The sequence below is a fragment of the Alkalinema pantanalense CENA528 genome, from assembly GCF_050753345.1.
Taxonomy (GTDB): domain Bacteria; phylum Cyanobacteriota; class Cyanobacteriia; order Leptolyngbyales; family Leptolyngbyaceae; genus Alkalinema; species Alkalinema pantanalense.
Map to the genome: position 1 here is coordinate 1 of NZ_JBLZFX010000055.1, position 13,851 is coordinate 13,851.

Annotated in this window: 13 protein-coding genes; 10 read left to right on the forward strand and 3 right to left on the reverse strand. The window is 48.1% G+C overall.

The genetic code is table 11. The features are described from left to right. The first annotated feature begins 120 nt into the window (after positions 1–120). The 7 genes from ACN4EG_RS17180 (at position 121) to ACN4EG_RS17210 (ending at position 7,081) form a co-directional block, all read left to right on the forward strand. A complete protein-coding gene (locus ACN4EG_RS17180; protein WP_431631261.1) occupies positions 121–858 on the forward strand; it encodes a cytochrome c biogenesis protein CcdA in 738 nt (245 codons plus the stop codon). 117 nt (positions 859–975) lie between these two features. Next, positions 976–2,376 carry a cytochrome c biogenesis protein gene (locus ACN4EG_RS17185; RefSeq protein ID WP_431631264.1) on the forward strand — a complete coding sequence of 467 codons (1,401 nt, stop codon included), beginning with the start codon at positions 976–978 and terminating at the stop codon, positions 2,374–2,376. Positions 2,377–2,890: 514 nt separating this feature from the next. Further along, complete coding sequence (locus ACN4EG_RS17190) at positions 2,891–3,109, forward strand: hypothetical protein (protein WP_431631266.1); 219 nt, start codon at positions 2,891–2,893, stop codon at positions 3,107–3,109. A 149-nt stretch (positions 3,110–3,258) separates the two neighbouring features. Further along, on the forward strand, positions 3,259–4,446 hold the full coding sequence (locus ACN4EG_RS17195; protein ID WP_431631267.1) for a glycosyltransferase: 1,188 nt from the start codon (positions 3,259–3,261) through the stop codon (positions 4,444–4,446). A gap of 438 nt (positions 4,447–4,884) precedes the next feature. Then, entirely contained in the window at positions 4,885–5,568 is a 684-nt protein-coding gene (locus ACN4EG_RS17200; protein ID WP_431631268.1) for a PTPA-CTERM sorting domain-containing protein, read from the forward strand. Positions 5,569–5,798: 230 nt separating this feature from the next. After that, a complete protein-coding gene (locus ACN4EG_RS17205; RefSeq protein WP_431631270.1) occupies positions 5,799–6,401 on the forward strand; it encodes a vWA domain-containing protein in 603 nt (200 codons plus the stop codon). A 74-nt stretch (positions 6,402–6,475) separates the two neighbouring features. Continuing rightward, on the forward strand, positions 6,476–7,081 hold the full coding sequence (locus ACN4EG_RS17210; RefSeq protein WP_431631271.1) for a salt stress protein, Slr1339 family: 606 nt from the start codon (positions 6,476–6,478) through the stop codon (positions 7,079–7,081). A 117-nt stretch (positions 7,082–7,198) separates the two neighbouring features. Here ACN4EG_RS17210 and ACN4EG_RS17215 read toward each other — a convergent pair whose 3' ends face one another. Beyond that, positions 7,199–7,327 (reverse strand): PIN domain-containing protein, encoded by a 129-nt coding sequence (locus ACN4EG_RS17215; protein WP_431631273.1) that lies wholly within the window; start codon positions 7,325–7,327, stop codon positions 7,199–7,201. Positions 7,328–7,507: 180 nt separating this feature from the next. Here ACN4EG_RS17215 and ACN4EG_RS17220 point away from each other — a divergent pair, with 180 nt between their 5' ends. Both ACN4EG_RS17220 and ACN4EG_RS17225 read left to right on the forward strand, forming a co-directional pair. After that, entirely contained in the window at positions 7,508–8,497 is a 990-nt protein-coding gene (locus ACN4EG_RS17220) for a DUF6602 domain-containing protein (RefSeq protein WP_431631275.1), read from the forward strand. 129 nt (positions 8,498–8,626) lie between these two features. Then, positions 8,627–9,121 (forward strand): hypothetical protein, encoded by a 495-nt coding sequence (locus ACN4EG_RS17225; protein WP_431631276.1) that lies wholly within the window; start codon positions 8,627–8,629, stop codon positions 9,119–9,121. Between the two features lie 11 nt (positions 9,122–9,132). Here ACN4EG_RS17225 and ACN4EG_RS17230 read toward each other — a convergent pair whose 3' ends face one another. Further along, a complete protein-coding gene (locus ACN4EG_RS17230; RefSeq protein ID WP_431631279.1) occupies positions 9,133–10,515 on the reverse strand; it encodes a tetratricopeptide repeat-containing S1 family peptidase in 1,383 nt (460 codons plus the stop codon). Between the two features lie 468 nt (positions 10,516–10,983). Here ACN4EG_RS17230 and ACN4EG_RS17235 point away from each other — a divergent pair, with 468 nt between their 5' ends. Continuing rightward, complete coding sequence (locus ACN4EG_RS17235; RefSeq protein WP_431631280.1) at positions 10,984–11,577, forward strand: peroxiredoxin; 594 nt, start codon at positions 10,984–10,986, stop codon at positions 11,575–11,577. Between the two features lie 112 nt (positions 11,578–11,689). On the opposite strand, the gene ACN4EG_RS17240 is transcribed toward ACN4EG_RS17235, so the two are convergent. Then, entirely contained in the window at positions 11,690–13,444 is a 1,755-nt protein-coding gene (locus ACN4EG_RS17240; RefSeq protein ID WP_431631283.1) for a trypsin-like peptidase domain-containing protein, read from the reverse strand. Positions 13,445–13,851: the final 407 nt, after the last annotated feature.

The following is a 13,851-nucleotide window of genomic DNA, read 5'->3' on the forward strand; positions in this document are numbered from 1 at the left end:
CTCCTACCCCCCCACCCCTTCCCCACTAAGACCACCCGTCAAATACAAGGACATCCCCCCACTTCGATAGAATGACAATGGAACTTGTTAAGTCTCATTAAGAACCGGGGTTCTCCACCCATGCTCGAAGCCATCCAAACCCAGATCTACACCCTAAGCCAGACCGCGAATCAACTGGTGCTAGGCCAACTCACCCACCTGTCGATCGTCAGCATCGCCATTATCTTCGGAGCCGGACTGCTCACCAGTCTGACCCCCTGCACCCTGTCCATGTTGCCAATCACCGTGGGCTACATCGGTAGCTACGAAGCACAATCCCGTTGGCAAGGGGCAATCCAATCGGCCTGGTTTGCCCTCGGCCTCGCCACCACCTTAACGGGGCTAGGCATTGTCGCTTCGTTATTGGGCAAAGTCTATGGTCAGGTGGGGCTGGGATTACCGATCGTTGTGAGCCTCGTCGCAATCCTCATGGGCTTAAACCTACTGGAAGTCTTACCGCTGAGAATGCCCGCCGGATTGGGACTGGATTGGATTTCCCAGGACTTACCCGCTGGCGTGCGATCGTATTTAATTGGACTGACCTTTGGCCTCGTCGCGTCCCCTTGCAGCACTCCCGTCTTGGCAACGCTGCTGACCTGGTTAGCCAGCCACCAAGATCCCCTGCTCGGCGGAGCCCTCTTGCTAGCCTACACCGCTGGCTACGTTGCGCCGTTGGTAGTGGCGGGAACCTTCACCGCTGCCATCAAAAAGATTCTAGAGATTCGCCAGTGGTCTGCCTGGATTACGCCAACGAGTGGGGTTCTCTTGTTAGGGTTTGGCATGTTTTCCCTCGTGTCTCGCTTACCGTGGCAGTTTTAAAGGCAACTGGTGATAGATAACGTTGCTGCCGGATGCCTTAGATCGAGCATTCACTATTTTCTTTCTGGTTACTAATCTGATTTCAAATTTCTGTTCTTTCATTATCATTCCCGAATTATGTCGATCGCCCCTACCAATCCCCCGTTTAATCCCCTGACTGCTGTAAAAAGATTTATTAATCGAGAGATTTTACCTGTTTTAGGGAAATTGCAACTCGCGATCGTTTTACTTTTGGGGATTGCTCTCTTCAGCATTTTGGGGACAGTCATTGAGCAGGGCCAGTCCGTTGCCTTCTACCAAGCCAACTATCCCGAAAAGCCTGCCCTCTTTGGCTTTCTGACTTGGAAGGTGCTGCTGCTGGCCGGACTGGATCACGTCTATCGCACTTGGTGGTATTTGTCTCTACTGGTGCTGTTTGGAGCCAGCTTGACGACCTGTACCTTCAAGCGACAATTGCCAGCCCTGAAATGGTTCACCCGTACCCAAAAACTCTATAGCCAGCCCCGCCAATTCCAGAAATTCGCCCTCAGTGCAGAACTAGCGCAACCGTCGATCGAACCCTTCGCCACCCTATTGGCAAGTCGCAAATATACGATCGTACAGGAGGACGATCGGCTCTATGCCCGCAAAGGATTAGTCGGTCGGGTCGGGCCGATTATTGTCCACGCCAGTATGTTGATTATTCTACTCGGCGGGATTGTAGGGGCAATGACAGGCTTCATCGCCCAGGAACTCATTCCCAGTGGTAATACCTTTAAGATTCAGAACATCACGGATGCGGGACCATGGTCACGATCGCAAATTCCCCAGGATTGGTCAGTCAAAGTGAATCAGTTTTGGATTAACTATTTACCAACTGGGGAAATCGACCAGTTTTATTCTGATTTATCAATTTTGAATCAAGGAGGAGAAGAAGTTCAACGCAAAACAATTCACGTCAATGAACCCCTACGCTACAAGGGCGTCACGCTATATCAAGCGGATTGGAATATTTCTGGAATTGCCGTCAAACTCAATAAAAGTCCCGTTTTGCAGTTTCCCATGGGACAGATTAACGTCCCTCAGGGCGGGCGGTTGTGGGGATCATTTGTGCCCATCAAGCCGGATTTGAGCGATGGCGTTTCCCTGATTGTTAAAGATATGCAGGGATTGGTCTTGGTGTATGGCATGGATGGCAAGTTAATTTCGACCGTGCGCAAAGGCATGTCCGTGGAGGTTAAGGGAATTAAGTTGTCGATCGTGGATGTGATCGGCAGTACGGGGCTGCAAATTAAGGCCGATCCCGGAATTCCGATCGTCTATTTAGGCTTTGGATTAATGATGATCAGTGTGATTCTCAGCTACGTGTCCCATTCGCAGGTGTGGGGACTGTGGCAGGAGGGCAAGCTGTATCTAGGCGGCACAACGAATCGCGCGCAGGTGGCCTTTGAACAGGAGTTTTTAGCCATTTTGGAAGAATTGAGTGCCACAGAAAAGGCGGTAGCAGAAAAGGCGGCGACGTTGGCGGGGAAAGAGTAATCCCCATTGCCAATCCATAGGTGATTGCGACCCATGATGATTCCCCTGCATGCCCCTTGATCAGGGGAACTTTTAAAACATTTGACCGCATTCTCCCTGATTTCTAGCGGCAGCGGCGCGTAGCACGGGGGCTGAGGGGGGTTAGACTATCGGGTTGCAAAATGCCTGTTGCAAAATGCCTGTTGCCAAATGCCATGTTGCCAAATATCGCAAAATTGCAACCTATCGCAATACAGTTGACATTGCCTCAGTTTCCCCCTAGGCTTGTTTCTCATAGCTGAATGCAACCGTGTGCGTCAAGTCCCGATTCGATCAGCTACGACCCCAGAAATTAAAGCGCTACCCAGCGTTGGTACCAACAACAAAGGGTAGCTAAACCCCCGAGCTGACGTGACCAGCAAGGCGGTCTGACACGGATTTTAACATTCGATCGGGCCACCCTACTTGTCCTGCGCAAAAGGGTGGCTTTAATTTTTGGGATTTCTTCCCGATCACTACCGTAGGAGAAATCCCCATGTTTATTAGTTTTGGTGAGTCCGATCGCGTGGGCGAGTCGGATCGCAGGCCCTTTCGGTTTTATTTGTTTGGCACCCGTGAGGAAGTGCAGTCAGCAATTAATCAGCTCCATGTTTTGCGATTTAGCGACAGAGTGCGCTGGAGTCCACCCATGCCTGTACCCGGCTCGGATTGGCAATACGTGAGCATGATGGAACGCGATCGGGCGGCCCCGTAATCCTTTGTATCGCAGCGATCCATTCATTGGGGCTAGGGAGATCAGGATCTGCGGAGTGCCGCGATCGTCGGAATTGCTAGCTCCGTATAAATCCTGATCCCTAGGCCAACGGCGGAATAGAGGAGTATTCCCGTTCCCCGTTCTAGACCATGAAGATTTTATTTCTCGATCAAAGCGGTAAGCTTGGCGGTGCAGAACTTTCGCTTTTGGATCTTGCCACAGCCTTTCGAGAAACCTGTTTAGTGGGTCTATTTGCCGATGGCCCCTTCCATGCAGCATTGGCCCAACGCCACATCCCCGTCCAAGTACTCACCCAGCAAATGGTCAACGTCAGCAAAGACACTGGCTGGCTCAAAGGCGTAGCGAGTCTGCGTGCCTTACTGCCGCTGATTTCAACCACAACGCAACTGGCAAAAAACTATGATGTCATCTATGCCAACACCCAAAAAGCCTTAGTCGTCGGCGCGATCGTCGCATTCCTCAGCCGTCGTCCTTTGGTTTATCATTTACGCGATATTCTTTCCGCTGACCATTTCAGTTCAACTAATTTACGCATTGCCATTACGTTGGCTAATCGGTTTGCATCCTTAGTCATTGCCAATTCCCAAGCCACTGCCGATGCCTTTCTTCAGGCCGGAGGCCGATCGGAGTTAGTCAAAGTAATTTATAACGGCTTTGATGTAGAAACCTACCGACAATTAGCCCAGCAGGGAAGGCAAACCCAACAGGCATGGAAGCAGGAAATTGGACTGGAAAATCATTTTATCGTGGGTCATTTCAGCCGCCTCTCGCCTTGGAAAGGACAGCATGTTTTGATCGACGCGATCGCCCAATGCCCGGACTCGATCGCCGCCGTCCTAGTGGGAGACGCCCTCTTTGGTGAAACGGATTACGTGCAGCAATTACATCAACAGGTCGATCGCTTAGGCTTACGCGATCGGGTCAAGTTCCTCGGCTTTCAGCAAAATGTTCCGCAACTTATGGCCGCCTGTGACTTGGTTGCCCATACCTCCACCGCCCCAGAACCCTTTGGGCGAGTGATTACTGAAGCAATGCTCTGTGGCACGCCGATCGTCGCAGCGGCAGCGGGGGGAGCTGTGGAACTGGTGCACGATCGGCGGACGGGCTGGTTAACGGAACCGAGCAACAGTAAGCAATTAGCCACCGTGATTCGAGAAGCTGCAACCCAACCCGAGACCCTCAACCAACTGCGTCAAGCTGCGTTGGAGTCCGCCAGCCAAAACTTCAGTATTAGGAATACAGTGACTCAGATTCATCATGCCTTGGATGAATTAACAGACGTAAAAGCCCTCCACCCCCTCAAAAGCTTGGGATAAAAGGGTTATTCATAATCTGGATATTTCTGCAACAGATAATTTTGCATCATCATCAAGATTTCATCTAGACCTGTGGTAAACACGGGTCATTTTTATAAACTCTCGATGAAGACCCATAAATTACCAGGATTGGCATCCGTACAAGTGCGTAGAATGAGGAACACCTTAAGGTAATCCCTGGGAAACTATGCCTGGGGAACAATCAACGCTTCATCAGGTTTTTTCATCTGCCAAAAGTGCGATCGCTGAAATGGTTTTAGGTGGCTTTTCTAGAGCTAACCCAATGGTTGAATGACGTTGCTAGTCAATGTTGTTAAAAGTGTTGCTTTTAATGACTTACTTGGAACGATGTGCTTAGAACAAGTTGCTTAAAACAATCATTTATATGGACAGAGTGCGTCCATTCATTACAGTTTCTCATTTTTAGGTAGGTTCAATATGTCTTTTCAAACAGTTGCAACGAAAGTTGCAGTTGCTAGTGTGTTGGCTGCGGGATTAGCGACGACGATCGCCCAGGTACCTGCCCAGGCATTCTCGCTAGGGGCTGGTGATATTCTCCAACTGAGTGGTGGCGATAGTGATGTTAAGTTAGGCGGTTCCCCTATCGTTGATTTTGGGGCCAATGGCACTTCTCCCGGCGGATTGGTTGTCGGCAACTCCAGCACGGGTGGATTTACTTCCCTGATTGGACACCGTGGACAAGTGGCAGATGTCGCTTTATCAGACCTATTAGCGGGTTCCAAAACCAATTTCCTGCGAATCTTTAGTCAAGTAGGTTCCACGGATGCTAATCCTGCGGATGACTTGTTCTTTAGCATTACTCAATATACGGGTGCAGGAATCGCACCGATCAGTGGCCCCTTTGACATTTTGGGAGCCACGTTCAAAGGCGTATTCACTAATGCTGTAGGTGCTACGATCGGTGAAGGAGTGATTTCTATTCAGTTGAGAGATAAAGCTATCCAAGATTTTCTGGATGGAAAGCTTTCTACGTTACAGAGTAGCTGGTCGATGACGATCGAAACAGTGCCAACACCTGCTCTATTACCCGGTTTAGTAGGAATGGGAATCAGCTTAGTTCGCAAACGGAAACAGCAACAGGTTGAAATGTCCAATGCGTAGGACATTCAACTAACCCCTTTCTAACCAAGAACCCTTTTCTAATCCTAATCAATGACCTGTTCGGCGATCGTCGAATGGGTCTTTTTTCAAGTCGTTTTTTGCAGGATTTACCTTTCTCCTGCCAAGTGATATGTGCTGAAAATCCTGGGCCTCAAGACAGGAACTTGTACCGATGACGATCGAACCGCCGAAAGACTACCGTAGAGAGTAGACTTTTCAATCAATGCACCATGGTTGCCCTTAATAATCGCGATTACACCCTAATTTTGGATAAAAGTGGCAGTATGTCCACCCTCGATCGGGGGGGGAAAACCCGCTGGGACGTGGCCCAAGAATCTACTCTGGCACTAGCCCGTAAATGTGAACAGTTGGATCCCGATGGCATCACTGTCTATACCTTTTCTGGGCGATTCCGGCGCTATGACAATGTGACTGCCAATTCAGTAGAACAAATTTTCCTGGAAAATGATCCGATCGGATCCACAAATTTAGCCGCCGTCTTGCAGGATGCTTGCAATCATTACTTTCAGCGGAAAGCCAAGGGGGATGCGAAACCAGAAACCATCTTGGTGGTAACCGATGGAGAGCCGGACGATCGACGGGCGGTGATTGAAGCGGTGATTGATGCCACCCGCAAAATGGAGCAAGATGAGGAATTGGCGATCTCGTTTATTCAGGTCGGCAATGATGCAGGGGCCACGCAGTTCCTCAAAGCATTAGACGATCAACTCCAGTCCGTAGGCGCAAAGTTTGATATTTGCGACACGATTACATTGGATGAAATGGGGGATTTAAGTTTGGCAGAAGTCTTGATGAGTGCGATTCAAGACTAGAAACTCTACGGTCAAGGGCATTTCTCGCTAGGATATTGAAGAGTCAGTACAGCCCTTCACCTTCCCAGTGCGTTATGGATGAAATTGATCAACTCTTGGCCAATTTAGGCTCACCTAAGCCCTCTTCTCGCCCAGCCGCTCCCCCATCAGACCCAGCGCCGCCTCAACCTAGCCTAGGGGAGAGCGCGGCAGTGAGTTCGATCGAGGATTTGCTGGGCAGTTTGAATGAAGCAACGAAGTGGCAAGTGCGCGATCAATTACGTCATCCAGGGATAAACCCTCAGCCTCCCCATTCTGCCGATCGATCGACCCCGTTGACGCCTACCGCTCAGCAATCGTCAGCGCCATCACCATTGCCACCAGATGTTCTGCATCAGATTAAAACGCAGTACCAGGAACACGATCGGCAACTTCTGCAACAACAGCAAGCAGAACAGGCTGCACAACAGCAAAAAGAGCTCGATCGACAACACCGTCAGCAACAGCTTCGAGAACAACGACGGGCTGAAATCGCAAAGACTGCCCAAAAGTGGTTGAAACAATTAAAACCAAACTCTGAGGAAGGACGTTGGTTTGATGAATTTGCCTGTAATTATGAATCCCGATTAGAAGCCGCGATCGATTACCTAGAGGCTTTACAGGAAGTGAATAGCTGGCTGAAAACCCATCCGACAAAGTAGGATCCTAGGGAACAGCGCATAAATAAAATCCCAATTGGGTAGGGGGGGTAGGAGAGTAAAAGGGTAGGAGAGTAAAAGGGTAAAAGGGTAGGAGGGTGGGGGAATGAAGAGGGGATATTATTTCTTTGCAAATCCCTTACCGATCGCGAGCGGTTGGGTGGTGGGGAGTTGGTCGAGGCGATCGACTTGGGGGGTGGATTGGCCGTTGAAGTAGTCAATCCAGACGCTGGAGTCTACAATAACCATGGACTATTTATTGTTCAATGTCGGTTCGCATTTGGTTAAAATTGCCTTTCCAAGGGAGGTTGCCTCGCCAAGCAAAGCAGATAAAAGGTTCTAAATGTTTCTACAATTGCTTAGAGTGACTGAAGAGGGATAGCTTAATTCTAACCCTTTCTTAAAGAATTTTTAATCTACTGAAACTCCATGGAACGTAAATCCAGCGATCTTACTAGCTTTGCTGCACTTTTAGGCGAATCCTTTGCAGCTAGAGTTGATATGCTTTCACATATCCTGCAAAATTCACACTACCCTTCAATTGGGACATACAAAGAACGCTTACTAATCGAAACTTTGCGCAATTATCTTCCTAATTCCTTAACTGTTGGCACCGGATTTGTTATGTTTCCACACAATGATTCTACACCGAAAGCAGGAATGCATCATGATAGACTTAATAAATGTGCATTCAGTATTTCTCAACAATGCGATATTTTAGTATTTGATGGTAATCAACATCCACCAGTTTTTAGAGATGGGGATTTTGTTGTCCTTAGACCCGAAGCAGTTAAAGCTGTAATTGAAGTTAAGGGTTCTATATCACTGAAGGAAACTAGATCACTTGTGGATTCATTCATTGATTTCGGACGTAAGTGGCGAACAACACAAATTTTTTATCGCCAGTATCATCAGCCACTGTCTGATAAGCCAGTATTAATGGCAATGTGCTGGAGTATTGCCAAGCGTAAGAATGGAAAACCTGTAACCAATTCAGCAAAAATTCGAAAATTGATTTCTGAATTGTATTATGCTGGTGTATCCCTCAATGAATTTAGTGGTTTTCCCATTTTAGAAAATCTATACATATATGGAGAATCAGAAATATCAAGTACCTTGGGGATTGAAGCAAACTCTGATGGATTTTTTTTCGGATGGCAATCGTTAGATGGGTGTTTTATTCGTTTTGACGAAAAAGGAGTAGCTTATCGAGATAAAGATAGAACAGTTGCAGCACTTCTTGCGCGCTTACACATAACAATGGGCCTAGATTGCTTCAATAGCTTCTTTTCATACACCGAGGAAACGCGCGATCCTAATCTCATTCCTTATCAGCATCGTGGATTAGATTGGACATGGTGCAATATCGAGGCTAGCAAAGAAAATTACTTTACTTCAAGGAAATTGCTATCAAATTAATACATAAAGCAGACACAGCCCTTTGTTTAACTGACCGAGACAGCAACCCACAGCAGAAAAGGCTTCAGGCATTATATCTGTTCCTTGTCGTTACGCAATCCGCTGTAATTATCGCTAATTTTGAGTATTGTGCAACCCATTTTTCATTCGATTGTTAACTGGCGAAAATCGATTCGTTTCACGATCGGATTCCTGTTGGGACTCGGGATTGTCTGCGAGGCTCAACCGATCGTCCAGCGGCCAGAATCCGCCTGCGATGCTGAAGCCCTTTTGACTTCCCAACAGCCCCTTGTCGAAATTCGCCCAGAAACTGTCATCATGAAGCCCTGGCAAGGCAAGCACCAAGTCTACGGCATTTTTATGTTACCCAAAGTGGTTCAGGCTAGGGAACCCGCTATTCTCAAAGTGAAACACATTGGCGTTTACTGTGATGTTGTCAATCGCAGCGGTTCCAAACGGGAAGGAGTGATTGCCAAACCCAATCATTTTCTCATGGTCGATCACATTCACACTCGGACTGCTTTCTGGTTTCTCCTACTGGGCAAAGCTGACCTGATTCAAAATCCAGACAACTGGACGCTGATTTACGTTGACCCAGCAGCTCCCCGCCCTCCTCGCTTCTAGCCAATTCACTCCTAGCGTTGCGATCGCAAACTCGCTCGCAAGGCTTGTGCCTCCCGATCGCGCGGCTCGATCGCCAATGCCTGATTGACCGCTACCAATGCCTCCGCCGATTTCCCCAAGGTTTGCAGAACCTGCCCCTTCAGTACCCAAGCTTCGACAAACTCCGGATGTAACTGTAGCGCCCGATCGAGATCCGACAAGGCCGCCTGATGCTGTTGCAAGCCCTGCCCCAACACCCGCGCCCGTAAATACAAAGCTACATAGGCTTGGGCATCAATCTGCAATGCTTGATCCAATGCCGCGATCGCTTCGATCGAACGGCCCAGTTGCGAGAAAACCAATGCCTTGGCCTGCCATGCTCGATAGAAATTGGGTTGCAGTTGCGTCGCCCGATCGAAGGCATTCACCGCTTCCTGGGGCCGCTGCATCGCCTGTAAAATAATCCCTTGAAAATACCAAAACTGCGGTGTGTTAAAGTCTAATTCCAAAGCCCGATTGATGGCGACCAACGCTTCAGAAAATCGCCCCAAGCGATAGAGCGTATTGCTGTAATTCACCCAGGTCATCGCGCTTGGAGCCCCCGCAGGCGTGACTACCCAGTTCCGAAGTAGCTTTGTCATTTCGGCAGTTTCTACGGGCGTGGGTGCCGGGGGGAGGGTGTCCTTTGTTTGCACCGAAAGTCGGGGCTGGTACTGCAACAACGTCCGCATCAGAATCCCCGAACTGTAGCCCAACCGCAAGCGCCGAGGTTCCTGCAACTGCGGATCAAAGGTCTCTTCGCCCTCCGATCGCCCATGGATCGCCACCACATTGCCATTCAAATCGAACAGCGGACTGCCACTCATGCCCGCCTCCGCCAAGTTGGTATAGAAGACGCGATAGCCTTGGGAAAAGGGATTTTGCGCCAGGGCGATCGCCTGGGTTGTGGGCACCACTTGGCCAGGAATAAAGAGGCGAATTTGCTCAGACACCGCCGCACTGGGAGCCGGAAACCCGGAAATAAAGAGAGGCTGCTGGGCTGTGGGTAAGTAATTCGCCAGCTTGGCCGTCGCATAATTGGCAGAACTGCGAAACTGCACCAACGCGAGATCTAAATTCGGCAAAGGCTGAATGCTACGCCATTCCACAGGATACTGTTTGCCATCGGGCGTCACCACTGTATAGCGATCCTGGACTTGCACGCCGTGGTGGGTGGTCAGAACGGTATAGAGATCCCCCCTGCGATCGATCAAGACACCAGAACTGGGGCGATCGGCCTGAATTCGCACCGTGACGGATTGCGCAATCTCGTTGAGGCGATCGATCGAGAATGCCTGTGCGGGAGCCATCACCCCGAAGGTCACTCCTGGGCCAACCAATAGTGCTAATACTCCGGGAACCAACCGATGATCCATGTCACCCCGTTAGGCATTTGCCCCACAAATTCATTAGCAAGCCAGCCACTTAAACCAGCCACTTAAACCAGTCACTCAAACAACAGGCCAACGCGATCGGACTCGAAATATTCTCGTTGTCCAGATCGAGATGTTCTAGTTTTCCAGCCAACCAGCAAGATTCAGGACAAAAACAATCCCCTTGCCCTAACCCTCCCAAACCAGTGAATCCATTTGTGATCCCGATCAACCTTGATCTTTTGGCAAAATTCGTTATCTTGACTGAGGGTGATTACTGAGGGTAATCACTGATGAGGATGATTACCGATTGCCATCCCCCTTAGTCAAAATCGTTATGACTATGATATAGTTGTAACAGTTCTTAAATTATGCCTGAATGCGATCTAAGAAGTGCAGTCTAAGGCCGAATTTTGAGAACTCATTGGATTTTGAACCGATTACATCACTGCTATTCAGGAGAAGTTTCCCATGTCTGAATGCCTCCGGGTTGGTCAAGCGGCCCCTGACTTTACTGCCACTGCCGTAGTTGACCAAGAGTTCAAGACGATCAAACTGTCGGACTATCGCGGTAAGTATGTTGTCCTGTTCTTCTATCCGCTGGACTTCACCTTTGTTTGCCCCACTGAAATCACTGCATTCAGCGATCGCTACGAAGAATTCAGCAAGCTGAACACCGAAGTTTTGGGCGTCTCTGTGGATAGCGAATTCTCTCACTTGGCGTGGATTCAAACCGATCGTAAGAGCGGTGGTGTGGGTGACCTCAACTATCCTCTGGTTGCTGACCTGAAGAAAGAAATCAGCACCGCTTACAATGTGCTCGATCCTGAGGCAGGCGTGGCACTACGCGGCCTGTTCATCATCGACAAAGAAGGCATCATCCAGCACTCCACCATCAACAACTTGGCTGTGGGCCGTAGCGTAGATGAAACCCTGCGGACTCTGCAAGCCTTCCAGTACACCCAGTCCCACCCCGATGAAGTCTGCCCCGCTGGTTGGCAGCCCGGTGCCGCTACGATGAACCCAGACCCCGTCAAGTCTAAGGAATACTTCGCAGCGGTGTAACTCGCCGTAATAGTATTTCCCTGGGTCGTATCGTGTTGAGCAATCGATGACCAGAAGGTGCGTTAGCTTGTGGAAGTGCAAGTTAACGCACCTTTTTTACAAGGCGTTAGATTTAAAGTGCATTAGGTTCCAACAGAGCATGGAGCCATTGGGCTAATGCCTGAGCTAAAGGTTTTGCCTGGGTAGAATCACGCTTGAAACTCTGGATCCTCGATCGATCCTGTGGATTGGATAGAAATCCAACATACACAACAAAGGAGGGGGCAAAAATCTTGCGACAGAATGCCAATCCTCGATTCGAAACAATCAGATCAGAAAACGCTCCAAAGGTTGGCAATCCCTGGGCCTCTACCTTCTCTAGTCCTACTTGGGCGTTGCTTCGGCGAGTTGGATTGTTGCCATAGTAGTAAATCGACAATCCTTGGGGCATTTCGTGCTGTTTATCTAGTTGATCAACCAGCAGTTGAATCGCAATATCCTGAGTCTCAGACTGCCGTTGAGCGTTAATTTGCTCGATAGCATTCGTGAGAGGTGCTTCGCTGTCTCCATTAATAAAGATCGCATCAATGCCTAAATTCGACAACTCGGATTTCAATTGGTCTCGTAGGGCAAGCATTGCCTCACGTTCGAGTTGGGCATCTGAATTACCGAGAATTTTGGAGCGATCATCCCCTGCCAGGATAAAGACCCGTTGATTAGTAGGCGTTTTGAGATCGACATAATTTTCTAGGAAGTGTTGGATCTCGGTATCAGTTTTTCCTTGTTCTCGAAGATCAGCCAGAATTTTGTCTAAGCGAATGCCCAGAAATCCTGTTACCTTGCGAGTTGGAGAGCCCTCATCCTCAGTAAAAATTGCTCCTTGGTGAATCCCTAAAAGTTCCCATTGATTGTTGAATAGTGGGCTCCCCGAAGATCCAGGTTCTGTATCGGTTTCGTATTCAAGAAAGCTGTCATAGAGCGTTGTGAATGTATTGTTGAACAGCACAATTTCCTTAGGACGACCACTGGGATGTTGAATAATGTGGACAGGATCACCCGCATATCCATGTTGTCTGAGTTCATCTTGTAAACTTTGTTCCATGAGACTAATGAGCGCCTCACTTTTCGTGGAATCAATCCGAGGGATAACTGGAATACTTTGATTAGAGGGAATAGGAATGGGTGAGATCGTTAAAGGGTCTTTGAGTTGGAGAAGCACGTAATCCAACTGAGGATTGCCTTTGTGAAAGTTCGGATCAAATTCCACTGTAATGGGTTTGATCGGCTCCAGTAGTTTAAAACTTGAATTCTCATAGCGAAATCGAGCCGTTAGTCCTCGTAACATTTCTTGTTCTGGCACAGCATGATAATTAGTTAAAAGGTAGGGAGAAAACCGATTATCAATTACATTTCCTACCAAAAATCCTGTTGCCCAAGGAATTGGTTTACGAAGATGAAGAACTTGTGCTTTAAATTCATTTGGATGGGTTACGGGATCTTTCTGAAACTCAAAATATTTCTGCAAGAACTCCCGAGTTTGTGGTTCATGACTAGCTTCAATTAGTTCATCAATCTCTGCATTTTGAGTGAGTTCACGAAATAAGCAACAAACGGCATCTCCCCGACCTTGCCCAAGACTAAAGAAGCCAAAGGGCAGAAAATCCGGCTGACCAATCGAGAAGCTAGATACAAGAGCCTGCTTTTGTTTGAACTGAGGTTCAATCAGTTTAGCCAGTTCTGCAACACCCACTTTAGATTTAGAAGCTTCAAAGGCTTCCCACTCAGTCACAAGAGAGATATCACTTTCTGGAACAGCAGTACCCAGAGGCCGAAACCATCGCCACCGCTTTGACAACCAAGCAGTAGGTATAATAAATTGACTACCCATAAGTAACTTCCATTTTTCCTAAGAGGTACTTAATTGATTGAACAATGAACGCTTAAAACCCTTTTAAAAGAGATCTATCTCATGAATCATCACTTACAACCTCCATCAGTCAACCTAACTGGAAAAGTTCTAACTCAATCTGCTCTACAAAACCATCAGGATAAACGAATCCATTGTGGGCAGAAGAAAGTCAATAAACTCTTGATTTTTGGATTATGTAGTTTCACTACTCTCCTATCAGCTTCTTTTATTAGTTTTGTCGGTGCTAAGCTTATATTTGATTTCTCCACTTTTGTTGATTTCAGAGCTATTTTTATTGTCATTTTATTGATTCTGATTAGAACCGCTTTATACTTATTGGTTACCTCTGATATTTTGAGAAGCCTACTAACAGGCTGTAGTCTCAG

What these genes read in the sequence shown, in the direction of transcription:
- ACN4EG_RS17205 (WP_431631270.1), top strand. Translation starts at nt 5,799, where the DNA reads ATGGTTGCCCTTAATAATCGCGATTACACCCTAATTTTGGATAAAAGT.
- ACN4EG_RS17200 (WP_431631268.1), top strand. Translation starts at nt 4,885, where the DNA reads ATGTCTTTTCAAACAGTTGCAACGAAAGTTGCAGTTGCTAGTGTGTTG.
- ACN4EG_RS17210 (WP_431631271.1), top strand. Translation starts at nt 6,476, where the DNA reads ATGGATGAAATTGATCAACTCTTGGCCAATTTAGGCTCACCTAAGCCC.
- ACN4EG_RS17220 (WP_431631275.1), top strand. Translation starts at nt 7,508, where the DNA reads ATGGAACGTAAATCCAGCGATCTTACTAGCTTTGCTGCACTTTTAGGC.
- ACN4EG_RS17185 (WP_431631264.1), top strand. Translation starts at nt 976, where the DNA reads ATGTCGATCGCCCCTACCAATCCCCCGTTTAATCCCCTGACTGCTGTA.
- ACN4EG_RS17230 (WP_431631279.1), bottom strand. Translation starts at nt 10,515, where the DNA reads ATGGATCATCGGTTGGTTCCCGGAGTATTAGCACTATTGGTTGGCCCA.
- ACN4EG_RS17195 (WP_431631267.1), top strand. Translation starts at nt 3,259, where the DNA reads ATGAAGATTTTATTTCTCGATCAAAGCGGTAAGCTTGGCGGTGCAGAA.
- ACN4EG_RS17215 (WP_431631273.1), bottom strand. Translation starts at nt 7,327, where the DNA reads ATGGTTATTGTAGACTCCAGCGTCTGGATTGACTACTTCAACGGCCAA.
- ACN4EG_RS17180 (WP_431631261.1), top strand. Translation starts at nt 121, where the DNA reads ATGCTCGAAGCCATCCAAACCCAGATCTACACCCTAAGCCAGACCGCG.
- ACN4EG_RS17235 (WP_431631280.1), top strand. Translation starts at nt 10,984, where the DNA reads ATGTCTGAATGCCTCCGGGTTGGTCAAGCGGCCCCTGACTTTACTGCC.
- ACN4EG_RS17190 (WP_431631266.1), top strand. Translation starts at nt 2,891, where the DNA reads ATGTTTATTAGTTTTGGTGAGTCCGATCGCGTGGGCGAGTCGGATCGC.
- ACN4EG_RS17240 (WP_431631283.1), bottom strand. Translation starts at nt 13,444, where the DNA reads ATGGGTAGTCAATTTATTATACCTACTGCTTGGTTGTCAAAGCGGTGG.